General features: G+C 56.2%; 27 protein-coding genes and 3 pseudogenes. 16 read left to right on the top strand and 14 right to left on the bottom strand.

Annotation, left to right across the window (positions count from 1 at the left end; translation table 11 throughout):
• Positions 1-2: 2 nt before the first annotated feature.
• The 3 genes and pseudogenes from P3G59_RS14995 to P3G59_RS14985 all read left to right on the top strand — a co-directional run.
• Positions 3-1,004 carry an NAD-dependent epimerase/dehydratase family protein gene (locus P3G59_RS14995; protein ID WP_277757841.1) on the top strand — a complete coding sequence of 334 codons (1,002 nt, stop codon included), beginning with the start codon at positions 3-5 and terminating at the stop codon, positions 1,002-1,004.
• Complete coding sequence (locus tag P3G59_RS14990) at positions 982-1,776, top strand: cyclase family protein (protein WP_277757840.1); 795 nt, start codon at positions 982-984, stop codon at positions 1,774-1,776. Before P3G59_RS14995 ends, P3G59_RS14990 begins: the two co-directional genes overlap by 23 nt.
• 91 nt (positions 1,777-1,867) lie before the next feature.
• Positions 1,868-2,092: pseudogene (locus P3G59_RS14985) on the top strand (SDR family oxidoreductase); the annotation flags it as partial.
• Between the two features lie 145 nt (positions 2,093-2,237).
• Here the strand turns inward: P3G59_RS14985 and P3G59_RS14980 are convergent.
• Together P3G59_RS14980 and P3G59_RS14975 are read right to left on the bottom strand one after the other, a co-directional pair.
• Entirely contained in the window at positions 2,238-2,762 is a 525-nt protein-coding gene (locus P3G59_RS14980; RefSeq protein ID WP_277757839.1) for a DUF3833 domain-containing protein, read from the bottom strand.
• Between the two features lie 43 nt (positions 2,763-2,805).
• Entirely contained in the window at positions 2,806-3,363 is a 558-nt protein-coding gene (locus tag P3G59_RS14975; protein ID WP_277757838.1) for a lipocalin family protein, read from the bottom strand.
• 301 nt (positions 3,364-3,664) lie between these two features.
• Between P3G59_RS14975 and P3G59_RS14970 the strand changes: the two genes are divergently transcribed.
• Entirely contained in the window at positions 3,665-4,030 is a 366-nt protein-coding gene (locus P3G59_RS14970) for a histone-like nucleoid-structuring protein, MvaT/MvaU family (protein ID WP_277757837.1), read from the top strand.
• Between the two features lie 138 nt (positions 4,031-4,168).
• On the opposite strand, the gene P3G59_RS14965 is transcribed toward P3G59_RS14970, so the two are convergent.
• The 4 genes from P3G59_RS14965 to P3G59_RS14950 all read right to left on the bottom strand — a co-directional run bounded on the left by P3G59_RS14965 (position 4,169) and on the right by P3G59_RS14950 (position 6,787).
• Complete coding sequence (locus P3G59_RS14965; protein ID WP_277757836.1) at positions 4,169-4,843, bottom strand: HAD family hydrolase; 675 nt, start codon at positions 4,841-4,843, stop codon at positions 4,169-4,171.
• 86 nt (positions 4,844-4,929) lie between these two features.
• Complete coding sequence (locus P3G59_RS14960) at positions 4,930-5,112, bottom strand: hypothetical protein (protein WP_277757835.1); 183 nt, start codon at positions 5,110-5,112, stop codon at positions 4,930-4,932.
• A gap of 156 nt (positions 5,113-5,268) precedes the next feature.
• Positions 5,269-5,589 (bottom strand): hypothetical protein, encoded by a 321-nt coding sequence (locus P3G59_RS14955; RefSeq protein WP_277757834.1) that lies wholly within the window; start codon positions 5,587-5,589, stop codon positions 5,269-5,271.
• Positions 5,590-5,725: 136 nt separating this feature from the next.
• Positions 5,726-6,787 (bottom strand): SDR family oxidoreductase, encoded by a 1,062-nt coding sequence (locus P3G59_RS14950; RefSeq protein ID WP_277757833.1) that lies wholly within the window; start codon positions 6,785-6,787, stop codon positions 5,726-5,728.
• Positions 6,788-6,947: 160 nt separating this feature from the next.
• On the opposite strand from P3G59_RS14950, the gene P3G59_RS14945 reads away from it, so the two are divergent.
• Entirely contained in the window at positions 6,948-7,871 is a 924-nt protein-coding gene (locus tag P3G59_RS14945) for a LysR family transcriptional regulator (protein WP_277757832.1), read from the top strand.
• On the opposite strand, the gene P3G59_RS14940 is transcribed toward P3G59_RS14945, so the two are convergent.
• On the bottom strand, positions 7,868-9,007 hold the full coding sequence (locus P3G59_RS14940) for a porin (protein WP_277757831.1): 1,140 nt from the start codon (positions 9,005-9,007) through the stop codon (positions 7,868-7,870). The genes P3G59_RS14945 and P3G59_RS14940 overlap by 4 nt on opposite strands.
• A 387-nt stretch (positions 9,008-9,394) precedes the next feature.
• On the opposite strand from P3G59_RS14940, the gene P3G59_RS14935 reads away from it, so the two are divergent.
• On the top strand, positions 9,395-10,714 hold the full coding sequence (locus tag P3G59_RS14935; protein WP_277757830.1) for an MFS transporter: 1,320 nt from the start codon (positions 9,395-9,397) through the stop codon (positions 10,712-10,714).
• 3 nt (positions 10,715-10,717) lie between these two features.
• On the top strand, positions 10,718-11,896 hold the full coding sequence (locus tag P3G59_RS14930) for a M20 aminoacylase family protein (protein WP_277757829.1): 1,179 nt from the start codon (positions 10,718-10,720) through the stop codon (positions 11,894-11,896).
• Between the two features lie 306 nt (positions 11,897-12,202).
• Here the strand turns inward: P3G59_RS14930 and P3G59_RS14925 are convergent, their stop codons facing one another.
• Positions 12,203-12,718, bottom strand: a complete 516-nt coding sequence (locus P3G59_RS14925; protein WP_277757828.1) for a cupin domain-containing protein — start codon at positions 12,716-12,718, stop codon at positions 12,203-12,205.
• 183 nt (positions 12,719-12,901) lie between these two features.
• Positions 12,902-13,774 (bottom strand): helix-turn-helix transcriptional regulator, encoded by an 873-nt coding sequence (locus P3G59_RS14920; RefSeq protein WP_277757827.1) that lies wholly within the window; start codon positions 13,772-13,774, stop codon positions 12,902-12,904.
• On the opposite strand from P3G59_RS14920, the pseudogene P3G59_RS14915 reads away from it, so the two are divergent.
• Positions 13,764-14,567: pseudogene (locus P3G59_RS14915) on the top strand (MFS transporter); the annotation flags it as partial. The gene P3G59_RS14920 and the pseudogene P3G59_RS14915 overlap by 11 nt on opposite strands.
• A 140-nt stretch (positions 14,568-14,707) precedes the next feature.
• On the opposite strand, the gene P3G59_RS14910 reads toward P3G59_RS14915, so the two are convergent.
• On the bottom strand, positions 14,708-15,310 hold the full coding sequence (locus tag P3G59_RS14910; protein ID WP_277757826.1) for a TetR/AcrR family transcriptional regulator: 603 nt from the start codon (positions 15,308-15,310) through the stop codon (positions 14,708-14,710).
• Between the two features lie 202 nt (positions 15,311-15,512).
• Between P3G59_RS14910 and P3G59_RS14905 the strand changes: the two genes are divergently transcribed.
• On the top strand, positions 15,513-16,391 hold the full coding sequence (locus P3G59_RS14905) for a 2,4-diacetylphloroglucinol hydrolase (RefSeq protein WP_347276964.1): 879 nt from the start codon (positions 15,513-15,515) through the stop codon (positions 16,389-16,391).
• 61 nt (positions 16,392-16,452) lie between these two features.
• On the opposite strand, the gene P3G59_RS14900 is transcribed toward P3G59_RS14905, so the two are convergent.
• On the bottom strand, positions 16,453-17,049 hold the full coding sequence (locus P3G59_RS14900) for a TetR/AcrR family transcriptional regulator (protein ID WP_277757824.1): 597 nt from the start codon (positions 17,047-17,049) through the stop codon (positions 16,453-16,455).
• 447 nt (positions 17,050-17,496) lie between these two features.
• On the opposite strand from P3G59_RS14900, the gene P3G59_RS14895 reads away from it, so the two are divergent.
• The 6 genes from P3G59_RS14895 to P3G59_RS14870 all read left to right on the top strand — a co-directional run bounded on the left by P3G59_RS14895 (position 17,497) and on the right by P3G59_RS14870 (position 23,853).
• Positions 17,497-18,585 (top strand): hydroxymethylglutaryl-CoA synthase, encoded by a 1,089-nt coding sequence (locus tag P3G59_RS14895; RefSeq protein ID WP_277757823.1) that lies wholly within the window; start codon positions 17,497-17,499, stop codon positions 18,583-18,585.
• Positions 18,586-18,614: 29 nt separating this feature from the next.
• Positions 18,615-19,811, top strand: a complete 1,197-nt coding sequence (locus tag P3G59_RS14890) for a thiolase family protein (RefSeq protein ID WP_277757822.1) — start codon at positions 18,615-18,617, stop codon at positions 19,809-19,811.
• 11 nt (positions 19,812-19,822) lie between these two features.
• The gene (locus tag P3G59_RS14885) at positions 19,823-20,263 is read left to right on the top strand and encodes an OB-fold domain-containing protein (RefSeq protein WP_277757821.1); all 441 of its coding nucleotides are present in this window, start codon (positions 19,823-19,825) and stop codon (positions 20,261-20,263) included.
• A gap of 192 nt (positions 20,264-20,455) precedes the next feature.
• A complete protein-coding gene (locus tag P3G59_RS14880) occupies positions 20,456-21,505 on the top strand; it encodes a type III polyketide synthase (protein WP_103302000.1) in 1,050 nt (349 codons plus the stop codon).
• Between the two features lie 132 nt (positions 21,506-21,637).
• Positions 21,638-22,909 (top strand): MFS transporter, encoded by a 1,272-nt coding sequence (locus tag P3G59_RS14875; protein ID WP_277757820.1) that lies wholly within the window; start codon positions 21,638-21,640, stop codon positions 22,907-22,909.
• A 5-nt stretch (positions 22,910-22,914) separates the two neighbouring features.
• Positions 22,915-23,853, top strand: coding sequence for a fumarylacetoacetate hydrolase (locus P3G59_RS14870; protein WP_277757819.1), 939 nt, complete (start codon positions 22,915-22,917; stop codon positions 23,851-23,853).
• Here P3G59_RS14870 and P3G59_RS14865 read toward each other — a convergent pair.
• The 3 genes and pseudogenes from P3G59_RS14865 to P3G59_RS14855 all read right to left on the bottom strand — a co-directional run.
• Positions 23,840-24,023, bottom strand: a pseudogene (locus tag P3G59_RS14865) (TetR/AcrR family transcriptional regulator); the annotation flags it as partial. The gene P3G59_RS14870 and the pseudogene P3G59_RS14865 overlap by 14 nt on opposite strands.
• Positions 24,024-24,034: 11 nt before the next feature.
• Positions 24,035-24,784, bottom strand: a complete 750-nt coding sequence (locus P3G59_RS14860) for a TIM barrel protein (protein ID WP_277757818.1) — start codon at positions 24,782-24,784, stop codon at positions 24,035-24,037.
• A 7-nt stretch (positions 24,785-24,791) separates the two neighbouring features.
• Entirely contained in the window at positions 24,792-25,478 is a 687-nt protein-coding gene (locus P3G59_RS14855; protein ID WP_277757817.1) for an arylsulfatase, read from the bottom strand.
• Between the two features lie 154 nt (positions 25,479-25,632).
• On the opposite strand from P3G59_RS14855, the gene P3G59_RS14850 reads away from it, so the two are divergent.
• Complete coding sequence (locus tag P3G59_RS14850) at positions 25,633-26,535, top strand: GntR family transcriptional regulator (RefSeq protein WP_277757816.1); 903 nt, start codon at positions 25,633-25,635, stop codon at positions 26,533-26,535.
• The last annotated feature ends 114 nt before the right edge of the window (positions 26,536-26,649 follow it).

Here is a 26,649-nt window from a genome sequence, read left to right as displayed (position 1 = left end):
CCATGCGTGTACTGATTACCGGAGCCAATGGCTTTGTTGGTCGCGAACTGCTGCGTTGTCTGCTCGCGCGCGGCAGTCTGCGCGGGCAAGTCATTCGTTCGTTGCTGGTGCTGGACACTGACGTCCAAGGCCTGCCAGACGATCCGCGCCTGCGTCGGCACAGCGGCAGCGTGACGGATGCGGCGTTGATGCGCCGGGTTCTGGCCGATGGCATCGATGTGGTGTTTCACCTGGTCAGCATCCCCGGTGGAGCGGCGGAGGCGCATTACGAATCGGGTTATCAGGTCAACCTGCTGGCCAGCCTCGAACTGCTTGATCAACTGCGCAACAAGGCGCGGCCACCGGTGCTGGTGTATGCCAGCAGCGTTGCGGTGTACGGCGCTGATCTGCCGGCGAAAATGAACGAGCAGGCTGAACTGCACCCGCAATTGTCGTACGGCACACACAAGGTGATGGTCGAGCGCGCGCTGATTGATCTGGGTCGGCGTGGCGAGGTCGACAGCCGTGCGGTGCGCCTGCCGGGCATTGTCGCGCGCCCGCGCGAACCCAACGGCTTGCGCTCGGCCTTCATGAGCGACTTGATGCGAGCCTTTGCCGAGGGCGCCGACTACTGCTGCCCGGTGTCGCCGCAGGCGACGGCGTGGTGGATGTCGGCGCGCTGTTGCGTGAACAACCTGATCCACGCCGCCGAACTGGATGACGCCGTCGCACAACAGCGGGTCTGGCAACTGCCGGTGCTGCATTTGTCCATCGCCCAGGTCATTGATGCCCTGGCGGCGATTTACGGCGAGCAACGCCGTGCCTTCATCAGTTTTGCCGCTGACCTTGATCTCGAAAATCTGTTCGGGCGCATGCCGCCCCTGAAAACCCCGCAGGCCCGCGCTGCCGGCTTCGGCCATGACGGCAATGTCGCCACGCTTATTCGCAACGCCCTCAACCCAGCCCCTTATCGGCCTCTGCCGTTGAACGGAGATATGTCTCATGTCACAGCCAATCCAGCGTAAACGTCGTCTGGTCGACCTTTCGGTGACCCTCGATAACAACCCGTACACAGATCCGCCGCCGCTGTTGCCGACAATCGATTACATGGACCACCAGCAAGGCTGGCCCGAGATGGCGGCGATGTTCCCGGGTTTGCAGCTTGAGCAGATGCCCGGCAATGAATCGTGGGCCGCCGAGCGCTTACAGATCACCACCCACAGCGGCACCCACATGGACGCGCCGTGGCATTACGCCTCGACTACCGATGGCGGCGAACCGGCGTTTGGCATTGACGAGTTGCCGCTCGATTGGTGTTTGCAGCCGGGGGTCAAACTGGATTTTCGCCATTTGCCCGACGGTCACGTGGTGACGGCAGAAGAGGTCGAAGCGGAACTGGCGCGCATCGAGCACACGCTGCAACCACTGGATATCGTGCTGGTCAACACACGCGCCGGGGCATTGTTTGGGCAGCCGGGTTACCTCGATGCCGGCATCGGCATGGGGCGCGAGGCGACAATGTATCTGCTGGAACGCGGCGTGCGCGTGGTCGGCACTGATGCCTGGAGCTGGGACGCACCGTTCAAATACACCCGTGAACGTTTTGCTGCCAGCGGCGATGCCTCGATCATCTGGGAAGGGCATAAGGCCGGGCGCGATATCGGCTACGGACAAATGGAAAAACTGGCCAACCTCGAATCCCTGCCAGCTAGCGGCTTCACCGTCTCGTGCTTTCCCTACAAGATCCGGCATGCGTCTGCGGGTTTTGTGCGCGCGGTGGCTATTTTCGAAGAGTGATCGGGCTGTTCGAGGCATTCCTTCAACGACAATAAGAGAAAACTGATGGCTCTATCGCGATTACCGCTGATGGCACTTTTTTGCGCCCTGACTATAGGCGTCTGCACCTGGCCCTATAGACACCGAGCTTTTCCGAAAAAACCGACCGGCGGGAAGTGAGGGTGAGCGTCAGATACTGTCCACGATTCCGATGCAAAGGCTGGGAGCGCCATCAGAAGTGGCCTCGCTGATTACCTTTCTGCTCAGCGAGGGGGCATCCTTCGTTACCGGCCAGGTAATCAGCGTCGATAGGGGAGGGAGTCTCGGTGGCAAATAGCGACACGAAGCAGATTTCCAGCCTGCGTTGTTACTGGTAGCGCGCGTTCTCGAACCGCCCGGGCCAATTTCAGCCGATGCTCACCGACTGCCTGGAATCGGGTTTCTGCTTTTCGCGACAGGCAAATAACGGCCAAAGGCGGACGTTAAGGCTCCTTGCGAAAGAACAAAGTGATCTGGCCGACCTCTACACCGAACTTGCTCATGAACGAGCGATTTATCAGGGTGTTCTTGTCCATCAGGTACATCCAGTCGTCTAAATGGACCTGGTATTCCTTGCCATCCACCGGAAGGTTCAGCACATATTTCCAGCGCAGTGCGTTGCCTGCCACCTCGCCAAGTGCCTCGCCCACCACGTCGCCAGCGGTTCCGCGCCATTGGCCAGGGCCAGCAGGGGTTAGCGTCCACACTCGTTTTTGCGTAGTACCGTCGCTGTAGGTAAACGACTCGTCGAGGATCAGCCTGCGGCCTTCGGAGTGGCCATTGATGACCACATGAAAACGCTTCGTGACCTCGCCTGAGCGCTTTTGAAACATACCCCACGCTTCGACCCGGCCCTCGAAGAATTCGCGCAACTCAAGCGTGGGCGTCTCCTGGCTGTAGGTCTGCACATCCACCTGGCTGCAACTCGCAAGGCCAATGCATAGCAGCATTATCCATTTCTTGAGCATGCGCATTTCCTCAACGGTCTCAGGGCTTAAGCAGCCCAGTGGACTAGGGCTTGGTCGGATCTGCCTGACGCCAGATCAGTTTGCTGGTGTCATACCCCTGTTGCTGAGCAATCTTCAGCAGCTGTTCACGGTTGACGCCGTTAATTTCAGAGGCGCGTGAAAGCACCCAGAGATATTCCCGGTTAGGGTGGCCGACCAGTGCGAACTGGTAGGCGGGGTCGTGGTAAAGCACCCAATACTCGCCTTTGGTTATTCCTGGCGCGATGCGGCTGAACCAGTTATCAAATTGCACCCACAGTTTGTCTGTCTTGCCTGGCTGCTGCGATTCGGCAATTCCGCGTACCTCTTTCCATTCGCCATCCTCTTCCCTGCAACGATTGGTGACGTCAATGCGGCCATCATCACGTAGCCCATAATGCGCTTCTGACTGCTGGCAATTGCGCTGAAAGAACATCGGTAACCTGGCCTGCTCGTACCAAGTGCCCTGGTATTTTTGCAGGTCGACTTGCATGGTGGTGGGAGGGGGCTCCTGGCGTGAGCCAGCGCACCCGGCGAGTGCCACACCCAGACAGGAAAGCAGAACGATCTTGCGCATCGACATGGAGACCTCCAGGTTGTCAGGACAAACGCACATGTCATTGGAGGTAGGTGAGCGTGAAAAGTGCTATCGATTTGCAGTCGATACAATGGCCCGCTCATGCAGGCTGCCGTGCGCTTTCAACGACCTGTTACCTGGCCATGACCGTCCACAGTTGATCAACCTTTGTCGTGTAGCTCTGACTTATCAACTCCCGGCGTTAATATCGGCTGTCCGGGTGAGAGACCTCAGGCGCTACTTCTTGTAAGTGCGGGCCGTGATTTATCGTGTAACCTTCTGGTATTACCCACATCGAGAATTTCTTATGTCCAAACTCGCCGAATTTCGTCAGCTCGAAAAACACCTCGCCGAACAAATCCAGGCGCTCGAGGCGCTCAAGGGTGATGCTGGTCTCAAGAAAGAAATTGAATTCGAAACCAAACTGCGTGATTTGCTCGCCAAATATGGCTACAGCCTTAAGGACGTGGTCAACCTTCTTGATCCGCAAGCAGGTCGTCGCGCTCCAGCCGCCGAGTCCAAAACCGGTAGTCGCAAGCCTCGCCAGTTGAAGGTCTACAAAAATCCGCACACCGGCGAAGTTGTTGAAACCAAGGGTGGCAATCACAAGACGTTGAAAGACTGGAAAGCTGAACATGGCTCCGCGACTGTCGAGTCCTGGTTGGCCAAGTGATTCTGGTTTGAATACAAAAGGGCCCGAGAGGGCCCTTTTTAGTTATCGTTTATTAGTCAACTTGTGAGTTGTAGGCGCGGGGTCTTCTGCCCGATACATTGGCAGGGGGCGCGTTTTTATCAGGTATCTACAGAAGGCTCACTGACGGGAAGCAACCTCGTCCAGGTGCTGCAGCAGTGCCAGAGGATCCTCGTAGACTCGGAGTGCACCTGCACGTTCAAGCTCTCCTGTGTCATAACCACCTGAAAGCAGCCCTATACCGGTGGCCTTACAGCGTCGTGCGGCAAGCATGTCCCAGATGGCGTCGCCGATTACCAGACAATCTTCAATGGGGACATTGAGTTTGCTTGCAGCGGCGAGGAAAAGGTCTGGATCGGGCTTGCCATACTTGACGTCATCACGGGTGATGAGATTCACCTCCGCGATATCCAGTCCCAATGCCTTCAGATTTATCGCCGCAGTGTCCATGCCACCGCTGGTCGCAATACACCACTTGAGCTGATCGCGGTTTAGCGTATCGAGAAGCTCTACAGCGCCGGGGAGAGCGGTTATCTGGCCCTGCAGATCCTTGTAGGCTTTAGCATGTTTATCGCTCAACCTTTTTGCCTGGTCGGGTTTGATTTCCAGGCCGGTCTCACGGGCTAACATCTTGAGCATCAGTCCACCGCTCATACCTATCTTTCTGTGAATTCGCCACATGGCCAACGGTATGTCTTCTGAATCGAGCGCGGTTTTCCACGCAAAGACATTCTGGTAAACGCTATCAGTCAACGTGCCATCCAAATCAAATATGAATGAGGTTTGCTGGCGCATACGTGACACCTCCATTAAGCAAATTTCAGGTAGTAGATGTCGCGTATTGGAAATATTGGTCGCATCGAATACCAAGGGCGCTGACGTTAATTCTTGAGTCTTTCCAAGTCGGCTGGGCCGGGTTCCACACGTGGTTCTTCGCCAAGGAACTCATCTTCCCTTACGACTCGTTCGTCATCTGTCAAGCCTGTTTCTGACACGTCTGAGACGAGAGCAGAATCTTTCAGTGCTTTGCTTTTTTTTGATGAAGTGGAGCTTTTTTCAGTCATAAGTTTTCTCCTCGCCCCTCGAAATTCGAGGCGCTCAATTTTTCGAAAGCATATGCCCTGAGTCGTTCCGTCTTTTGCAGATCTCAAAGCGGAGAAACCGCAGCGCATGTATGCCACTGCGGTTTCCATCGCCTTACTTGCGCCTTGAGCCAAGGCTTAATCAGACTCATGAAGCAAGCTGAACCATTCAGCATACGGGGAGTTAGTGACCCGGAATCTATTGAAATCCGGACTGCCATCAGCCCACCAAACAGGGCCGCGCTCACCAAGCGCTACTTTGGCCAGTTGTACCTTTTCCCGAGCGCGCTTCATCTGCGATTCGTCTTCCGAATCCTTTGCTTTCTTCACCTCCCGTCGAGCTGCCATGAGTGCATCGACGAGACGCTGGCGCACGTCCTCTTCCAATGATGGATTTGAACAGCGCCACAGCTGCCCTTTGACAACGAAATAACGACCGTCAGGAGTTACTGGATACATTCCTCACCTCCGGTCTTCAAAGGTCGTTTCTCCAGATACTTCACGAAGGACGCCTACCTCCGCTTTCGGGTAGGGAGGCGTTTAGCCTGGTGCGTTCGAGACTTTCGGGAAACACTTAAGGAGATGTCGGCACGACCTAAGGTATCAAGCGCATCTCGCGTAGTTTGTCGAACACGTCGAAAAATGCCTGATCGCTTGCTTGATACGCAGTGAAGCCCATTGCACGGCTTTTCGACATATCCGTGACAACTTCGATGGGTCGACCGAGATCTGCATCGGTGTGCCATGGGGACACCAGGCGAGCAATATCAGGTTCTTTCAAACCGTGTTCGGCAACCATTTGCGTCCATGCGGCCTGGTCGTTATCCATCTGCTTCTCAAGCGGCGAAAGTGAAGCGGGATAATCGGCAGCAGGCAAGTCGAAGTAGTCGGCAATTCGGCTCCACATCCATTTCCAACGAAAGACATCGCCATTAGTGACGTTGAATGCCTGATTGGCCGCAGCCGGCGTGGTGGCCGCCCACAGTTGTTGTTTCGCCAACTGCCGGGCGTCCGTCATATCGGTGAGGCTGTCCCACTGCGCCCTTGATCCGGGAAACACAAAAGGGCGATTGGTTTGTTTGCAAATCGAGGCATAGACGGCGAGGGTGGTGGCCATGTTCATCGCGTTGCCTACGGCGACCCCGGTGACGGTGTGCGGACGATGAACGCTCCAGGTGAAGCCGTCCTTTTCAGCTGCGGCGAAGAGTTCGTCCTCTTGAGCGTAATAGAAATTCTCGACATCCAGACGACCTTGCTCTTCGCGAAACGGTGTTTGCGGAAGGCTGCCTTTGCCATAGGCTTCGAATGGGCCGAGGTAGTGTTTCAGGCCAGTAACCAGTGCTACGTGCTTAACACTTTTGGCTGGGCGAATGGCGGCGAGCACATTGCGAACCATGGCTGCATTGACACGGATGTTCTCGGCCTCCGTGGCTTGCCGTGACCATGTGGTAATGAACACATGAGTGGGTTTCAAATCCGCCAGCGCCTGCTCCAGCGCGGCAGGATCCTGAAGGTCTGCCGCGACAGGTATCACGCCTTGCACTTGCGACGGGTGCCTCGAGAGCGCGGCGACCTGCCACTGGTTGTCGATGAGTAACTGAGTGATGGCGCTGCCGACGATGCCGCTGGCGCCCACGACCAAAGCTGTCTGGGTCATACGTTTCTCCTGGATTTAGGTTTGGGAGTCCACGTAAGCATCAGAGGTTCAACCTGAACCGGATCCGCATCAGCCTGGCGAGCTGCGCTGAGCGACAGAGTGGTAACTGGCCGGCATCTTGCTTTATGGTTGGCGCCAAATAAAAAGCGAGTCGCACACCGTGAAATTCCATCAAATCAGAGCCTTGGTTGCGATCAACCAGTGCGGCAGCATCAATGAAGCTTCGCAGATGCTGCATGTCACTCAGCCTGCATTGAGCCGTTCCATCAAGGATCTGGAGCGCGAGTTAGGCCTGACCATGCTGCAGCGTTCTTACAAAGGCATGTCGTTGACTGACGAAGGCCGGCGCATCATCCGGCATGCGCACATGGCGGTCGAGAGCATGCGGCGGCTGCAAATCGAGGCCGATAATATCCACGACATGGCCGTGGGGGAGGTGGCTGTCGGCGTCACTTCACTGACCGCCATGCTGCCGGGTTTTGAGAAGTGCCTCAGTGATTATCAGGCGAAAAACCCACGGGTACGGATCAAACTGATCGAGCTGCGCCCCAGCCATATCGTCCAGCGTTTGCGCGACGGGAGCCTGGACTTTGCCCTGACATCTCAACAAAACACTCAACGTCTGAATCTCGATTGGGAGGCTCTGCACCGGATCAAGGGGACGGTGGTATGCAGTCCGAACAACCCGTTGCGGCATTCGCCCTCGTTGCGGCAACTGCAGTACGCCAACTGGATCAGTCTGGACGAGGTAGACGACCGATCTTCGCAGTTCTACCAAATGTTCGAGGTCAACGATATTCACCCGCCGCAGAAGGTGATCGAATGCGCCTCGCTGTTTCTGGCCTTGCGCCTGGTCGAGAATGCCGACGCGTTCATGACCCTGAGCGATCTTGCACTGGGCAGTGCACTGCCGCCGGGACGGGTACCGGAACTGGTCCTCGTCGAAGTCGAAGAGGTCATTCCCGAATACCCGATTTATCTGGTGTGCGTTGACCGCCATTCGCTGACGTCGCCGGCGAGAGATCTGTTTTACGGGCTCAAATCCAAGCTCGCCGCTGAGTCATCGGCAGAACCGACTTACTAGAAGTGATAGTACATGCCGACCGCCAGGTTGCTGGGGTCGTCACCGGTTTGCTCAAGGGGGATTCCCGCATAGCTGATGGCGGATTCCGGGCGGTTATCGATCAGGGCGACCCGACCGTAGATGGCCCAGTTCTTCATCAGGAAGTGGTCGTAGCCGAGCATGATCCCGACGGCGTCCTTGTCGCCAAATTCGATGTCGCGCTTGACCAGTGCCATGCGCGCCACATCGGCTTTGCCCACGGGCGCGGAAAGGCCCAACGTCCATGCGCTCATGCTCGGCGTCGCGTGAAAGTCGACGTCCTGGCGCTGCCAGGTGACATTGGCAGACAGCGGCCCGAAGTCATAAAACGCCGAAGCGCTTTTGAAGTAGTTGTGGGTCTGGCGCTGACGGTCGCCGTCGAACCACGGATCGCTCAAGTAATCATTGAATGAGCCCAGCAATATCCAACGCTCATCGCTGTACTGGACACTCATGCCTTTGCCGCGCACGGTTTTGCCGGAGCTGGCGGTATCGTTCAGGCCCAGGCTCACGGCGGTGGCCACGCTGAAACCGGCGAATTTGGGCGTAGTGTAGGCGAGGGTGTGCTTCGGTCGCATATCCAGATAATAGGCACCGCGCCCGGCCGGCGGACTGGTCAGGTAGGTATAGGGCGAACCGTAGGTGGCCAGGAACGGATCAGCAAACGTCGGCGTGCCCATGCCATAAGTTTTACCGAATTCCAGCTTGCCGTACTCCCGCGAACGTAGCGCCGCTACTGCCAGGCGTAACGTGCCGACCTGCTTCCAGTGCTCGTCCAGCGCTTGGCCATTCAGGTTGAACCCTTCCTCGACATCGAACTCCAGCACCGTATCCGTGTTGAGTGCCTTGCGCATGTAAAGCCCGAGCTTATTGGTCCAGGCGCCGCCGCCCGCGAGTTTGCTTCCGGAGTGATGGCCCGAGTCCTGGTAATTCACAAAAGCATCGAGTGTGCCATAGACATTGAGCTTGTCGGTGTAGCCCTTATCGACGTTGTAATAGCCAAATCCTGGCGCTACTCGGGCAATGGCAGGGAATCCCTCAGCCTGGCTGCACGTCGGCAGCCCGAGCCCCAAGAGCAAAGCGGTCAATGAAGAATTGCGCGCGGCGGACATAACCATTTCAGACGCTCCGTAGACGTGATGGCTGACGGATCGCAGCCTCCACGAAAATAAAAACCGGCGGAAATGGTCAATTTTGCATGGATATGCCTACTGGTTAATTTGCTAAGGAATACCGCCTGCATTGAGGCCGGCAGGCGTGCGGAAGGGCCTCAAAAAATGCCCGATTGCATCGATTCAGCGGCTGCATGAGTGTGAAAAATGGAAGCCATTGGTGCGATACCCGCCTTCAAGTGCTCGCGGAGCACTGTTGTGGCGCGTGTTCAAAGGACGTGATGCAAGCAAGTTAACCATTGGTTAATTGCCTGCAAAAAGCGCAAGTGATTCGTCTTCGGAGTTCCCCGATAGTTGGTTTCGCATAACGCCAATAAGAAATCGGAGCGTGCCATGACGACCCTGCAATCGGACACTTCCCTGGCCAACAGAACGATGCGTTCCAATCCGGCCACCCTCAACTCCAGAAAAGCCACTGTTGCGTGCGCCCTGGGCAATGCGCTAGAGATGTACGATTTCACGATCTACAGCTTTTTTGCCGTGATCATCGCCAAGAACTTTTTCCCGGCGCAGTCGCCGATCGCTTCATTGCTGATGTCGCTGACGGCGTTCGGAGTGGGCTTTCTGATGCGTCCGGTCGGGGCGATGATCATTGGCCGTTTCGCCGATAGAAAAGGGCGCAAGGCCGCGCTGACGCTGACGATTGCACTGATGACACTGGGCACAGCGCTGATCGCATTCGCCCCCACTTACCAGCAAGCTGGAGTATTGGGCACCGTTCTGTTGGTCATCGGCCGGCTGACGCAAGGTTTTTCTGCCGGTGGAGAGATCGGTACCGCCTCGGTGTTGATGATGGAATCGTCGGCGACGAACCATCGTTGCAGCAATGTCAGCTGGCAGGCGGCGAGTCAGGGATACGCGGCTCTGGTAGGGGCAGGCATTGGACTTTTTCTGAGCAGCGTCATGACCGCGCCTGACCTTGAAGAGTGGGGTTGGCGTATCCCTTTCGTCATCGGTTTGCTCATCGGGCCGGTCGGCTGGTACATCCGCCGCTGCCTGCCGGAAACGCTTGAACAGGCGACGGTCAGCTCCGCACAAGCAACCGTACGCAAACCGGGGTGGCGTGAGGTCATTGATCTGCGCAACACCGCACTCGCCACCGGCCTGATGGCGAGCGCAACCATTGGCATGTACCTGTTCATTTTCTACATGCCGGCATATCTGGTCAGCGCTCTGCATTATCCGCAGCGCAGCGCGCTGGCGATCGCGTGCGTTGCCGCCGCGTGCCTGGCAATCATCACGCCCATAGCAGGGCGCTACGCCGACCGCCATGGCCTGCGCAAAAAACTGCTGGTCTGGACGATGACCTTGCCGGTTATCGCCGCATGGCCGGCGCTATGGCTGTTGTCGCATACCACTGACTTGTACATCGCGATGTTGATCGTCGCACTGCTGGTACTGCCCGGGTGCGTGGGCTCAGGGGCGTTTTTCGCGATGATCATGGAAGCGTTTGCCAAGCCACACCGAGCGCTCGGCACCTCGGTGAGTTACAGCTTCGGCGTCACCTTGTTCGGCGGCTTCTCACCGTTGATCGCCACATGGCTGACCTCGGCGCTCGACACACCCACGGCTCCGGCGTTCTACCTGCTTGTCGGCGGGGTAATCAGCCTGTGCTGCTTGAAACTGTTCCCGGAAAACATTGGAAGAGACTGACCCATGCGCAATCAACAAAACAAATCAGCGTTAAGCGAGACCGAACTGCAAAGCTTCATCGCCTTGCGCCGGCAAATCCATGCTGCGCCTGAACTGGGCGGCGAAACCCCGAACACCGCTGAACTGGTCGCCGCCAAACTGACGCAATGGGGCTATGAGGTGCATCGCGGTATCGGCGGGCATGGCCTGGTCGGCGTCCTGAAAAGAGGCGAGGGCACACGCCGTATCGGTCTTCGCGCCGATATGGACGCGCTGCCCATGCAGGAAAAAAACACCTTTGCGCATGCCAGCCAGATAGCCGATCGCATGCATGCCTGTGGGCATGACGGGCACACCGCGATCTTGCTCGCGGCCGCTTATCGTCTGGCCACCCACGGCGAATTCAACGGCACCCTTAACCTGATTTTCCAACCGGACGAGGAGGGTTTGTGTGGGGCCAAGGCGATGATCGACGACGGCCTGTTCCAACGGTTTCCCTGCGATGCGATTTTCGCGCTGCACAACATGCCCGGTTACCCATTAGGCACGGCCGTGGTTCAGGCGGGTCCGACCATGGCGTCCTCGGAGCGTGTGTCGCTGCGCATCACCGGCCAAGGTGGGCACGGCGCCATGCCAGAGAAGTCGGTTGATCCATTGCCCGTGGTGGCCAGCCTGATCAACGCGATCCAGACCATCAAGTCGCGCAACCTCGGCCCGGAAGAGTACGCGGTCATCAGCATTGGCATGCTACAGGCCGGGAGTGTCTACAACATCATTCCTGACGAGGCCCGCATGCTGATCAGCGTGCGTACCGATACGCCGCAGACCCAGCAAAAGATCAATCAGCGACTGGAACAAATCGTCCGCGGTCACGAGCAATCATTCGGCGTGAGCATTGACCTGGAATTCACTCCGCTGGCCCCGGCACTGATCAACGACGACACCGAAACACAACGAGTGCGCGAAAGCCTTGTGCCGCTTTTTCAACCTGGCCACCTGCAAAGCCGAGGGCCGAAGGTCATGGGTACCGAAGACTTCGCCTGGATGCTCGCAGAAGTGCCGGGGTGCTATTTCCTGCTGGGCAATGGTGAGGGCGAGTTTCACGGCTGCTCCGTGCACAACCCGCACTACGACTTCAATGATGAGCTGATCCGGTTGGGCGCCGATTGCTGGGTAAAACTGGTGGAAGATTTTCTTGCCTGAGCGCCTTGGTACGGATTGATCCGCGCACGCCATTGCGTGCACGGATCAGGGGTTTGATAGAAGCGATGATGCTGAGGCAACGTTGAATGATCGGAGTGATGTCGTCAGGCTCGAGGGCTCAAATGATCGGCGAGATAGCTTCGTGATCCTGCAAGGGCGCGTAGCGTAATACATCATTTAACATAATATACATTACACGTAACAATATGTTTCGAGATTAGCCGCGTTGGCCACGAGATTTCATTCTCCTGCGAAGCCTCAAAACATCTTTCCCTCCATTCTGATGATTCCTTGGATCTGCATCGCTCAATCCTGATCCCGCGTCAGCTTTTCAATCAGCGTTCGATGCTGTGGAAAAGCCGTCGTGAGTTTTTCGCGATTCCCCATCTCCATGTCGGCAAAGTCAAACCCTGGCGAAACCGCTTCACTGATCAATCCAAATCCATTTGAGCCATCCAGCAATCGTGATGCTTTCCAGATGCCGCCCGGTACGTGCAATTGCAGAAGCTGTCCTGCCAGAACATCGTTGCCCATGACCAGGGTCTGCAATGAACCGTCAGGATGGATCAGGCTGTATTCGATCGCGTCGCCCAAATGGAAAAAATGCAAGATGTCCGACTGGTTGAAATGAAACTGGCCAACCGGTGATCGCTCTGTCAGCAGATAGTAGATCGACGTCATCAGGTAACGCGGGCCTGCTGCGGTTTCGAGTAAGTCACGATGGTCCGCCTGATAGGTTCGACGAAAATAGCCGCCTTCAAGGTGGGGTTCCAGTCCAAGCGTATCAATAACATCTGTTGCAATTGTTTTGCGCTCGACCATGCGCTGCTCCGTTGGTTTGACTGTGGTTTTTCGTTAGCTCAATTAAACGAGCATTTAGTGTAGTTAAATATTTGCCTCCTGCAGTTATAACTTGAGTTTGTGAAGAAAGTGCCCGAAAATTGCATTTTAAAATAATAAGACATGCACTTTTGCAGAGGCGGTTACATTAATAAGACTTAATCATTATGAAGTCTCGAATTGATCGTGCTGGACTTCTGCAACGCCCTCCTCCAGCCACTTCTCGAACTTCAACAGGGCGATCCCTTCGTCCATTGGCGCGTAGTAAACAAGCCGCAAATGCCGTTCGACATCGACCGTTAGCGTGGTATGTTCAAGTGTGACGTCGCCAAATGAATTGATCGCGAAGTGCCGAATACCCTGGCAGGGTCCGTGAATGTCCTGCCGGGACCACCACCCTTTAAATTCCGCACTGACACTCTCAAGTTCACGCACCAGTGAAGCAACATCACTTTCATTTGAGACGTGAACATAGTCCCGGCGGAAACTGGAGAGCATCTGGATTGCCTGGTCGTCCCATGGCTGGAAAAGAGATTTCATGTGCTCGTCGGTAAACAACATCGATAAAAAGTTGCGTTGCTCAGGCGTCTTCTCGGAAAACTTGAAAATCTTGTCAGCGGCAGGATTCCAGGCCAAGACATCCCAGCGAAGGTTCAGCACATAAGCGGGCCGCAACGGCAGATCCGCCATCAGGCGATGAATAATCTGCGGCACCACGCACCATGTTCTCCCCTCCTCGGCTGGCGGTCGCTGGTGAGAAAGCAGGTAGAGGTGACGGCGTTCCAGAGCATCCAGTTTGAGAACCCGGCAAAGTTTATCCAGAAAAGCAGGTGACACACCAATATCGCGTCCTTGTTCGAACCATGTGTACCAAGACAGCCCAACACCCGCCAATGCCGCCACTTCTTCTCGACGCAGCCCGGGTGTACGCCGTCTGCCAGTCGGGGGTAATCCTGCTTCTGCAAGTGATATGCGCTCTCGGCGACTGCGTAAAAACTCAGCCAGGTCCTGTCGAGTGCGCTCAAGACTCCTTTCCATTATCCAGCTGCTGCTCGCCGAGCAATTCGGTTGGCAGATGGCCCTGTGGCTGGTGGCATTCCTCGGCCTGATTTCCTGGCTGGGCCTGCTGATCAGGCTGCCGGCGATCTCTGCCGGACCGGCGATGCCGATCAGCCGCAAACTGGCCCTGCTGGGCGACCGCAATGTGATGACCATTCTGTTGGTTTCACTGCTGGCGGCGGTCGCGAGTCTGGGCATGTACACCTTCATGGTGCCGTTGATGGCGGACCCGGCTTATGGCGGCGTCAACAACATCACGCCGTATCTGTGGGTCTGGGGGCTGGGTGGTGTGGCAGGCAGTTTCCTCGTCGGGCCGCTGGCGGATCGCATCAGGGGACCGATGCTCACGTTCCTGATTCTGGTCATCCTCAGCGTCTCCTTGTTCGCACTGCCGGCTGCCGCTGCGGTAACACCGTGGCTGGCGATGATGCCGATTGCCGTCTGGGGCGCTGTAGGCTGGGCACTGCAAGTGCCGCAGAACAACGAATTGATTGCCGCGCGGGAGCATAAGGGCGACGGCAATCTGGCCGTGGCGCTCAACGAATCGGCGCTGTATCTGGGCAGTGCCATGGGGGCCGCCGCCGGTGGTTTCGTATTGCTGTTGCAAATGCCCGGCTGGACATTGGCGATCAGTGCCGGCGTGGTGTCGGTTGTCGCCGCGCTGTTGCAACTGCTGCATCTGCGAAATAGAAAAAACTACGTAGCCACCGGTGCGACAAGCGTTGGGGCCGATATTCTCGGCGCCCATATCCCTTTGCTGACGCGGCGCTGATCAAACCTGACCTGCGCCGCGACAATTGCCGCCGTTAGTTTCAACGACTTCACCAGTGTACGGCCATAGCCAACAGCGTGTTCGCGTACCGCCGCGAGTGGATTTCGGCTCGAATCGATGCGCATCGCTGATCGCGTTCGCTATTGCGCCGACACGGCTTTGAGGCCCGCGAGCGCGTAAGTCATCATGTGCTCGATCAGCACGGCGGGTTCCATTTCCAGACCCGGCAGCACGTTCTCGCTCAACGCTTCGTGGGCCAATAGCAGGAAAAGACAAGGCGCAAATACGCCTAGCGCACAATGCAGCGTGGTCGGGTGATCGTCCGGCAAGCCCAGGATCTGCCCAAGAATGCCCCGAAAGACCTTCGCTTTCGGATAGGCCTGCTGCTCCAGCACCGAGGGCAGCAGACTCGAAGGCGACAGCAATTCCCGGCTCAACACCTTGAGCGCCCAGGCATCTCGATGATTGCGCACGCGCTCGATCAGGACGGTGATGATCAAACGCAATTTGTCCTCAGGAGAGGCAGGGCTCTTGCTCAAGCTGAATAATATATCGATGCTGAGCAGGCGTTCATGGGCTTCGAGCAGCACGGCACGGTAAAGACCCTCCTTGTTCTCGAAGTGATAATTGACCGACGCCACGTTCGAGTTGGAGTTCTCGCAGACCTGTTTGCTGGTGGTGTTGGCATACCCCAGATCGGCAAACAACTGCCCTGCTGTCTCCAGAATATGCTGGCGGGTCACCCGGCCATCTTGTCGCTGAGCACGTAGAGAAGCTGCCTGATTCGGACCGGACACGAGCATGAACTCCTATTAACTCAAATTCAAATTTGACTTTTATTTTTATGAAGCTTAGCTTCAAATCACCTACATACCTCGATAGGCATGGATATTGGCGACGAATGTTGTCAGGTCCAAGGCCATTTAGCCAAAGGAAAACATCGCAATGGATGCGCGCGTAATGACCCCTTTCACCTACTTCTCTCTGCCAATGCAGAAGCAATTCCTGCGCAATCGCGAGGCGATCAAGGACAAACCCTACGCCAAGTATTTCTCTGCGCAGATGAATGTCCCCCTTTCCGCCGTGTGCAAGATCCAGCAAGGACCACTGCCGCTGGAACAGACCCTGACGCCGAGCGTCGAGGACATCAATCGGTTGCTGGAGGCAGACTTCGTCAGCGAGGAATCGGGATACGCCCTGCTGCCCGGGCCAATGGCGTATGTCCAGAGCCGCAAGTTTTTCCCGCGCTCGACCGCAGCGATGCTGAAATGGTGGTTCATGTGGCACCCGCTGGAAGCCGAACGCTATACCCTGTGGTTTCCTTATGCCCATGTCAGCAATCCTTGCGTCAATCACGAACGCCTCAAGCAGACGTCCCTGAGTTTTGAACAGCGCTTGTACGGCAACACCTTCTGCGCCTCGGAATATGTCGGCGATCGCCTGATGCACCTGCATATCCACTTCCAGGACCCGGAAAAACTGGGCTTGCGTGCCGATCTGTACCGCGACGCGAAAATCGACGGAAGCGTCAGCGCGTTGATGAGCCTGGCGGAACAACCCGAGGTGCCGGTGTCGCTGATGGTGCACCTATTCAAAGAAACTCCGGAAGGCCTCTATCTCACCAGCCGCTACTGGGTCGGCAGTCATCCATCGATGTCGCGTTTTCCTGGTGCCGAAAAGGCTGCCGCGCTGATGGAGGCTAACGGTTTCGGCGAAGCGGAACTGGAAACCCTCGCCTATGAATTCGCCGTTCATGACCTGTGCGAATTCAACCATCTGGCCAGTTTCCTGCCAGAACTGTATCGAGAGTTCGGCGCTGCCTGAACCTGCAAAAAAAATGTTCCCCCCAGCGACAAGGCTAAGGGGAACATATCGAAAAGCAGAATCACCCCTTCGAACTGATACCGTTTAGTAAAAGAGTCGTAAATTCCTCGATATCTTGCTCCATCTCCAACTGCTCGGTCAGCAACCGGTACCAGCAAAATCCAAAGATCATATCCAGCAAAAGTTCGCGATTGGTGTCCTTCGGCAACTCACCACGGCTGATGGCATTTTCCACCAGTTTTTTCGGCATTTCCCTTCTGCGCTCCATGAATTGGTTCTTTAACTGAACCAATGTCACAGGGTCCAACTGAGCCTCGGCGATGACGCAGCGAAATGCTTCGCCGCAAATCGTTTCACGCCAGACTTTCCAGAGATTGTGCAGCAAAAAGTCGAGATCCGCTTTTAATGAGCCGAGATCAGGATGCTTTCTGACCTGCTCGCTTTCGTTCTCGTAGACTTCTGCGATCAATGCAGCCTTGTTGCTCCACCAACGATAAATCGTCGGTTTACTCGCTCCCGCCCGTCGGGCAACAGACTCAATACTGAGTCCCGAATAACCGCATTCCTTGAGGATCTCAATCGTCGAACTGATGATCGCCTTGTGCGTGTGGGGATTCCGTAGGGATCCGATGGAGCTGCGAGAGGGTGTACGAGCCACAGTAAATTCTCCAGGCAGGGTGCTTGACAAATACAATGCAAGGTATAGGATTTCCGAAAATCGCAACGAAACGGACCGTTTCGTTTCGAGTTTAGTAAACGCACTGAACATTGACTCCAATCAGTTCGCTTCCGGTTTTTCTGGTTACTTTAGGGGTTTCCGACTCCTCGAGCATGATGTGTGAGTAAGTAAGCGTCCTCTAGCACTATCGATTCTGCAGTTTTAATTCTGAAACGATACGTACCGTATCATAGCAGTGAGAGAGGCAAAATGGCAGTATCGGCGCCCTTTTTTGAGTAACCGTCTGGAAACTCCAACCGGCTGATTTTGCTGGTTAAACGACAAAACTCCGATATGGGGGGCTTTAAAGATAGTTTTCCGTATGTTTCACGATATACGGCGACGCAACACCCTTGTTTTCTGACAGCGAATGGAATCAAAAGGAAAATGAACGTGAAAAAAGCAGGAATAGTGAGTTACGGCACTGGCGTTCCCGTTTGTCGCTTGAAAGTCGAAGAAGTGATTAACGTCTGGAAGAACACCGATCTCCATCTCGTGCAAAACCAGTTGGGGGTGGTCGAAAGAGCCGTTCTTCAACCTGATGAAGATGTGATCACTCTCGGTGTATTGGCCGCCCAGCGTGCACTGGATATGGCCCCCGGCAGTAGCGTCGAGGCTTTGTATCTGGGCACTTGCACCAACCCCTATGACTCCCGCGCCTCGGCCTCTGTCATCCTGGAAATGCTCGGTTCCGGCTATGACGCCTATTGCGCCGACGTCCAGTTCGCGGGCAAATCCGGCACTTCTGCGCTGCAGATTTGCCAGGCACTGGTCGCTTCCGGCATGACCGGCAGCGCCCTTGCAATCGGCGCCGACACGATCAATCGCAACACCGCCCCAGGTGATCTGACCGAATCCTATGCGGGTGCCGGTGCGGCAGCTTTATTGGTGGGCACAGAGAATGTCATCGCAGAGTTCGATGGCAATTTCTCTTGTGCAGCCGATGTCGCCGACAACATTCGCCCGCAAGGTGATCGTTATATTCGCTCCGGGATGGGGCTTGGCTCGGACAAAAACAGCATCGGCCTGGAAGACCAGACTCGCCGGGCGGCGGAAGGCTTAATGGCCAAATTGCGCACCTGCCCGCAGGACTACGATTATGTCGTGTTCCAGCAGAATCTGGTGTCCACGCCCTACTCACTCGCCAAGCATCTGGGATTCAATCCGAAACAGGTTGAGCCCGGCATCTACGCGAGCAGCGTTGGTGACACCGGTGCTGCCAGCCCGCTGCTCGGTTTGATTAACGTGCTCGACCAGGCGCGTCCCGGTCAAAAAATCCTGCTGGTGTCTTACGGTTTCGGTGCCGGCAGCGACGCAATCGCCCTGACGGTTACCCCTGCCATCGAGGCCTACCAAAAGCGCAACAATCCACTGCGCGAATCGCTCGAAAACAAGCTGTACGTAGATTACGGCACGTCCATCAAATACGAGTTCAAGTATTTGCGAGCTGACTACGCCCTCACCGCCTATCTCTGATTTCGCCTGTCTACGCAAGGAGCATGTACATGTGCGCACGTCGTGTTGCAATCGTTTCGGCCGCCTATACGCCGAAACCGGGAAGTTCCAGGGTCCGGCAGACGTTCAAGGAAATGATCGTCGAGTCGGCTTATAAAGCTATTAAGGACGCCAGGATGCATCCTCGGGAAATCCAGGGTGTGGCCTACGGTTATCACGGCGAGGGCATTTCGGAATATGGCGGTCTCGGCCCGACCATCTCCGATACTTTGGGCATCAGCCCGGCGCCGACGTTCATGAGCACCGCCAACTGCACGAGCAGTTCCGTGTCGTTCCAGATGGGCCATCAAATGATTGCCTCCGGGGAATACGATATTGTTCTGGTCGGCGGCTTCGAGAAGATGACCGACCATTTCAACTATGCCGAATACATCGGCTCCAGTACCGAATGTGAGTACGACTACTTCCTGGGTATTTCCCACACCGACGCTTTTGCCCTGGCGACGGCGGAATATTTTGAAAAGTTCGGTTATGCAGGGCGTGAAGCTGATGTGTTGGCGACCTTTGGCCGGCAGATGCGTATTTATGCGCACAACACCCCGAATGCCACGCGCTTCGGCCATGCGATTCCATCTATCGATACCCTGAAAAACAGCGAAGCCTTTGGCTCGATGCTGGCTTGGGGCGAAGCGAGCGGCTGCGCGATTCTGGTCGCCGAACACCTGGCTCACAAATACACGGACAAACCAGTATTCGTTCGCGGATGTGCCTATACAGGCGTTTCCCATTACTTCGGCACGCGTTTTCACAACCCGACCCTGCATCACCCGGGCCTGCCAAAAAATGTCGGCATGGCCGTGTCGGCCAACTCCATCGCTTGCGCTGAAATCGCCTATAAAAAGGCCGGAATCACCGCAAAGGATATCGATGTCGCGCAGGTCTACGACTTGCTCGGCGCGGGTCTGATCCAGATGGAATCGATGGGTGTCTGCAAGCAGGGTCAGGCCGGTGATTTTGTCCTGGAAGGCGGCATCGGCATTGACGGTCCGCTGCCATTGAACACCGACGGCGGCAACATTGGGCGCGGTCACGCGTCCGGTTGTGACGGCATTCTGCACATCACCGAACTGTTCCGTCAGTTGCGCGGTGAATCCGACAACCAGGTCAAGGGCGCGCGCATCGGCGTGTCGCAAAACCTGGGAGGTTATGCCGCCCACAACTCAGTGATCGTTCTTTCCAACGACTAAGGAGCCGGACCATGTCTATGTACCCCGAACAGATTCATCGGATGACCACTGCCAGCATGCTTCGCGAATGGCGAGAACACGGCGGCAAATATCGTCTGGAAGGCAGTCAATGCGAAGACTGCAAGGAAATCTTTTTCCCACGTCGTACAGTTTGTGGCGCTTGCAATTCGCTCAGCGTAAAACCGTACCGCTGCGCTCGCAACGGCAAGATCGAAGTCATGGCTCACGCCGAGAATCCGATCCTTGCCGCCATGGGCTACGGCGAAACAGTGCCTCGCTGCATGGCGATGGTTCGTCTGGACGATGGCTTGGTGATCGCGTCGGAAATCGTTGACGTCACTCATCCGGAACAACTGAAAACCGGCGCGCCGGTACGCATGGTCGTACGCAAACATGTGCGCGAAAGCAATCTGGCCTGGCAATACGCCTACAAGTTTGTATTGGACGTATAAATAAAAGCGTCGAGCGTTAGATTCTGACGCTCGGCCGTTGAATATTAAAACAAGATTGCGCTGCTTATAAAAAGAACTTACTCGCCAAAAGCTTTTAACCCTTGTTCCTCAAGGGATAGCGAACTGCCGTTGTTTTAAAACGGGAATTATCCCAAAAACTATTTATTGGCTTTATATGGCCGAGGACTCATCATGTCGACTCTTTGTCTCCCGCACGTAATGTTCCCGAAAAACAAGATCACTCAGCAACAGATGATTGAACATCTGGAGAGCCTGCACGCCGACCATCCGCGCATGGCCCTGGCCAAGCGTATGATCCAGAATACCGAAGTCAACGAACGGCATTTGATCCTGCCGATCGACGAACTGGCGGTGCACACCGGCTTCACTCATCGCAGCATCGTCTATGAGCGTGAAGCCCGCCTGATGTCTTCCGCCGCTGCCCGCCAAGCCATTGAAAACGCTGGCTTAACGACCAATGACATCCGTATGGTGGTGGTCACCTCGTGCACCGGCTTCATGATGCCATCGCTCACCGCGCACCTGATCAACGATCTGGACCTGCCGACGTCTACCGTGCAGTTGCCGATCGCCCAGCTCGGTTGCGTCGCCGGTGCCGCAGCAATTAACCGGGCGAATGACTTCGCCAAACTGGATTCGCGTAATCATGTGTTGATTGTCTCGCTGGAGTTCTCGTCGCTGTGTTATCAGCCTGACGATACCAAGTTGCATGCGTTCATTTCCGCTGCACTTTTTGGCGATGCTGTTTCTGCCTGCGTATTGCGCGCTGATGATCAAGCGTCAGGGTTCAAAATCCGTTCCACCAACTCTTTCTTCCTGCCGAAGAGCGAGCACTACATTAAATACGATGTAAAGGACACCGGCTTCCACTTCACGCTGGACAAAGCCGTCATGAACTCTATTAAAGATGTCGCGCCGATTATGGAGAAACTCAACTACGACACTCTTGAACAGAACTGTGCGCAGAACGACTTCTTCATCTTCCACACTGGCGGCCGCAAGATTCTTGACGAATTGGTCCTGCAACTGGACCTTGCCTCGAACCGGGTTTCGCAGTCGCGCAACAGCCTCGCCGAAGCCGGCAACATTGCCAGCGTTGTGGTTTTCGACGTGCTCAAGCGGCAGTTTGAGTCGGGTCTTAACTCCGGCGATGTCGGTATGCTGGCAGCTTTCGGCCCAGGCTTCACCGCCGAAATGGCCGTGGGTGAATGGGTAGCCTGATTCCCACGTTTTGCCGGGGCTACGTTTGAGTCTGCAAGAAACCTTGGTGGTCTGTATGACGCCAAGGTTTCTCGGCCTCTTTCAGAAACCCTTCATTGCACCTGATTAATGGTTTCACATGGAGGATGAACGATGATCAGAGACAATCTCGCTACGCCGCCCAAGCGGCAATATGAACAACGGATGGTTTTGCTGCTGTCCTTGAGTTTCGGCCTCGTCGGGCTTGATCGCTTTATCATTCTGCCGCTGTTTCCCGTGATCATGCGTGACTTGCAGCTGGATTATCAGGACCTCGGCATGCTGTCGGCAGCACTGGCCTTCGCCTGGGGCTTTTCAGCCCTGGGCGCGGGCTACGTGATTGATCGATTGGGTCGCAAGAACGCACTGGTCCTTTCAATTGCAGTGCTGTCGCTGCTCTCGGGGATGTCGGCTCTGGCCGGAGGACTTTTCGGGCTGGTCGTCATCCGCGGGCTGATGGGGCTCTGCGAAGGCGCGTTCACACCGACCAGTATCATCGTCACCGATGAGGTTTCGCATCCGCAGCGCCGCGGACAGAATCTGGGTTTCCAACAGGCGTTATTCCCGATTCTCGGACTGTGCCTGGGGCCATTGCTGGCTGCCAGTCTGTTGGAGCTATTCGACTCGTGGCGCATGGTTTTCGCGATTATCTCGTTGCCCGGTCTACTGCTGGCCGGCTATTTGTGGAAAATCTATACACCCGCGCCCCTGCCGGCACATCAGCAACCAGCTTCAGGCAGGGGTTGGGCGAACTGGTTGAGTGCGTTCAAAAGCGGCAATGTCAGCCTGAACATCCTGATCATGTTTTGCATTCTTACTTGCCAGTTCGTCCTGTGTGCCATGTTGCCCAGTTACCTCACGGACTACATGCACCTTGAAACGCTGTCGATGGCCGTCGTGATATCCGCCCTTGGTGTTGGCGGTTTTATCGGTCAGTTGATCATTCCGGCAATGTCGGACCGACTGGGACGCAAACCGGTGGTCATTGTTTCCTTCATGACCAGCGCAACGTTGGTGGGGCTGTTAATCATCAGCCCGGCCATTACCGGGTTGTTATTTCTGCTGCTGTTCCTTTTGTCTTTCTTCAACTTCAGCCTGATCTGCATGACCGTCGGGCCGTTGACCAGCGAGTCGGTGCCACCTGCACTGCTTCCCACTGCCACCGGCATTGTCGTCGGGTTCGGCGAAATTCTTGGCGGTGGCGTGTCACCCGCCGTCGCCGGTTACGCCGCGATGCATTTCGGCCTGCCATCGATTTTGTACGTCGCACTGGCCGGGAGCATCGGCGGCCTGCTGTTGTCGCTGGGTCTGCGCGACAATCTGCAATCCCTCCCTGCCCTGCCAGCCGCGAACGCGTTGCCGATCAGCCTACCCCTCAAGGATTAGAGATCATGGGATATTATTTGATGTTGCTCGACCTTTGCCAACATGAACACCGAGGCATCGGTGTGTTCGACTTCCAGACAGGCCAGAGCCTGCGCATGTTTCCCGAACAGGGCGGGCTGTATGAAACATTGCAGTATTGCAGTCGCTGGCATCGCGGCTGGGCCGAGCATCTCAAGCGTCTGCCCGCCAGTGACAGCACCCAGAACATCGACCTGCAGCCACCACTCAAACCCGGCAATAATTTGCTCGTCCAGGTCAGCACGGTCAACCTGACGATGTCGAAAAAGCAGGCGTGGAGTTACAAAGGCAATGGCAGTTTGCTCAAAACGCAGGGCGAGGCGCTCAACATCCCTTATCAGGCGCTGAGCATTGCCAGTGAACCGGGAATCGTCTGCATTTATATGGTCGACTCCTTCGGCAAACTGCACTTTGTCGGATTCACCATCGGTAACGAAGTGCACGATCCACTGCTCGGCAACCTCGACTCGCCGGACGCCAACCAAGCGTGCCTTCGCGAATGCGCACTGGCTCCGGCAATGATTCTTGGAGAGTTGCAGTGTCGATTGTCGATCAACGCTCGTATCGAGCGTCAGGACAGGCAAATCTCCTATCGCGAATACGATATCGATCTGAAGGAATGGCACTCACTGCGCAAATACACCCAAGCATTCCTCGAACAACACGAACAGTTCCTGCAGCCAGGCATGGTCCACTACGTGTTTCATGGCCTGGGCCATCCTGACAGCGAACCGCCGCTGCAACACGGTGACTGGCTCGATCTCGATTGCCCGGAACTGGAGTTGGGCCTGAGCAATCGCATCGTCGAAGAAGAGTTGTTGCATCTGTGCCCGCTTGATAAACGCACGCTTGGAGCGGGTCTGCCCCCGCGGGCGACGCGACTGCATCAGCGCTGCAACGCCCCGAATTTGCTCAAGCGCAAATAACGCTGACAGCGTTGCGCACCAGCCCCGTCAGTTCTTTTCGGGATTTCCCTGCACGCGCGCGAATCGAGAGGCTGTGCAGCAGCGATGACACAAGCACAGCCAACGATGATAGATCGCTATCGGGCCAGTTCACCGGCCTCGATCGCGATTTGCAGGCGCGCCTCCAAGTTGAATCTGGAGCCTAAGCCCTTAGCTGCTTGATCCAGTCAAGACTCGCAACGGTCGATCCAGAAGGACGGTACTCACACCCGATCCATCCCGCGTAGCCGCGTTGCTCCAGCGCCGCGAACAACGCAGCAAAGTCGATATTCCCCGTTCCCGGCTCGTGACGACCCGGGCAATCGGCAATTTGCACATGCACCGTTCTGTCATAAAACCGCGCCAGCACAGCGGCTGCGTCTCCAGTCAAAAGCTGGGCATGGTAAAGATCAAGAATCAGCCCGACACTCGGGAAGGTTTCCAGAATCTGTTGCGCCTTGCTGAAGTCAGACATGTAATAGCCCGGCATCGCCTCCGCGCTGATCACTTCGATAAGCGGCCGCAGCCCCTGGTCTTCGAAGTATTTGACCGCATACTCCAGGTTGCCTGCGTAGATGCGCTCAGCGTCATTCTGCGTGGTAACGCCCGACATGATGTGGACGTCCGAACACGCCAACGCCTTTGCGTAGCGGGCGGCCTGACGCAACCCATCGCGAAACTCCACTTCCACGCCCGGTAACGCGGCTATGCCTTTGGTCACGCCAGCCGGGGCGGCGAACTGAATCAACGGCAAACGGTGTTGGGCTAAATGGTCGGCAAGCAGACTTGCGTCGAATTCATACGGCGACGGGAACTCCACCGCCCGGAAACCGGCGGCTGCAGCGGCTTCGATGCGTTGCAGAAAAGGCAATTCATTGAATTGGAAGCCGAGATGAGCATTGAACTTGAGCATTGGGTAATCATCCATCCTGGGAAGAAACGAAATCATTAGCCTGGAGCATCCTTCGCAACTCCAGCACTGCACTGTCGGGCGTGGTCAATACGGGCAGACCAGATCGAGCCTGTGTCAGCCCGGCGGCGCTCGTCATCGAAAACTGGGCGAAACAGATCAGATCGCAGGCCTCGACCCGACCGGCCATGTCTGCGATGGCGGTATCGTGACCTTGTTTGTCGCCTTCGCTCAGTCTCTGCATCGCACCGGAAACAAAATACGGCACCACTTCCAGCACGCGACCACGACGCTCAGCCACTTGTTTGAACTCGGCCATTATCGAGGGGATGGTCGGCTCGAACGTCGCCAGCACAGCAATACGCGATGCTTGCGTGAGCGCCAGGTCGATCATGGCTTCGTTCGGCTTGAGTACCGGAATGGCAATCTCAGGCTTGCACAGGTCTATGGCATCGCCAAAAGCCGAGCAAGTGAAGAGAATGGCGTCCGCGGCGCTTTGTACTGCGTAATGGGACAGTGCCAGAAAGCGCGCCTTCATACTCGAGGTTAGTCCCCCCTCCTCCACTCGATCTCGGGATAACGAGTCTTCAAGCAGATTGACGATCTGTGCCTGCGGCCATTGAAGGGCAAAAGCTACCGTGACGGGATCGATCGCCAGTGCGGTCGCGTGGATCAGAAAAATGCGCGGAGCCTTCATGCTCATGTGCCTCGACAAGGTTGTTCGACAAGTCCGCCAGCGCTCTTTGTGCAGATACCCTTGTCCTCCTCGTGTGGTATTTTCCCACTCCAGTCCGATGGGGGCCTCTGCCCCAATGGGAACGGACTGAAGTTAACCATTCGAGATAGAGCCTGTGATCAAGAAAGACCTCGCCCTGCAGTTGGCTCCACGCGTCATCGACATGGTGCGAGCCCGGTCGATGAAAGCCGGTGAGCCGTTGCGCGAGCAGACGTTCGCGCAAGCGCTTGGGGTGTCGCGTTCGCCTGTCCGGCGCGCTTTTGCCTTGCTCGCTGAGTGGGACCTTGCCATCCAAGAACCCAATCGTGGCTACTTCCTGAAAAAAGATGCAGGGCAGATTCAGGAGGCAGCAGTCCCTCTCGCCAGCGATCCCTTCGAAGAGTTTTACCTCCGTGTGGTCGACGACATTCTTGGCGGAGAAATACCTGCCGACTTTTTTGAAGCGCAACTGCTGCGCCGTTACGAAGTACCCCGAGGACAGTTGCTCAAGGTACTGAACAGGCTGGCCAGCGAAGCCATGGTAGAGCGCAAGCCGGGGCAAGGTTGGAGTCTCAAAGACTTCGTGCATAACGCCCAGGCACACATCCAAAGCTACCGTTTTCGGATGGCCATCGAACCGGCCGCCCTGCTTGAGCCAGGTTATCAAATCAATCACGCCGCATTTGCCCAAGCCCGGCAACAGCAACTGGCCATGCTCGACGGGGATATCCATACCTTGTCCCGGGCCCAACTGTTCGAGGTGGGCGCCCAGTTTCACGAACTGATCGTGCAGTGCTCCGGCAATGTCTTTTTCATTGATGCCATACGCCAGCAGAATCAGCTCAGACGCTTCATGAGCTACAAGGCCAACGTCGATCGCACTCGTCTTATGGCGCAATGCCAGGAACACATCCATTTGCTCGACCTCATCGAGTCTGACCGGCGTGAAGAAGCCGCGCAATTTCTCTGGAGACATCTGGACGACGTAGGCCGACTCAAGACCCGGCAGGGCGTCATGCCAAAAGATGAAGGGCTATAGAGCGCGTCACCCACTCCCTGGTACTGATCAAAGCCTCGTCTGAGTGCTCTCCAGCTATTCGCGAAGCAGCTTATCAGGTTGTCTCCCCTCAACACAAAATACAAAAACCATCCA

This window comes from Pseudomonas sp. A34-9 (assembly GCF_029543085.1).
In the GTDB taxonomy this organism is placed as follows: domain Bacteria; phylum Pseudomonadota; class Gammaproteobacteria; order Pseudomonadales; family Pseudomonadaceae; genus Aquipseudomonas.
Note: the sequence above shows the minus strand (reverse complement) of the source record. Positions and strands in the feature narration are given on the sequence as shown.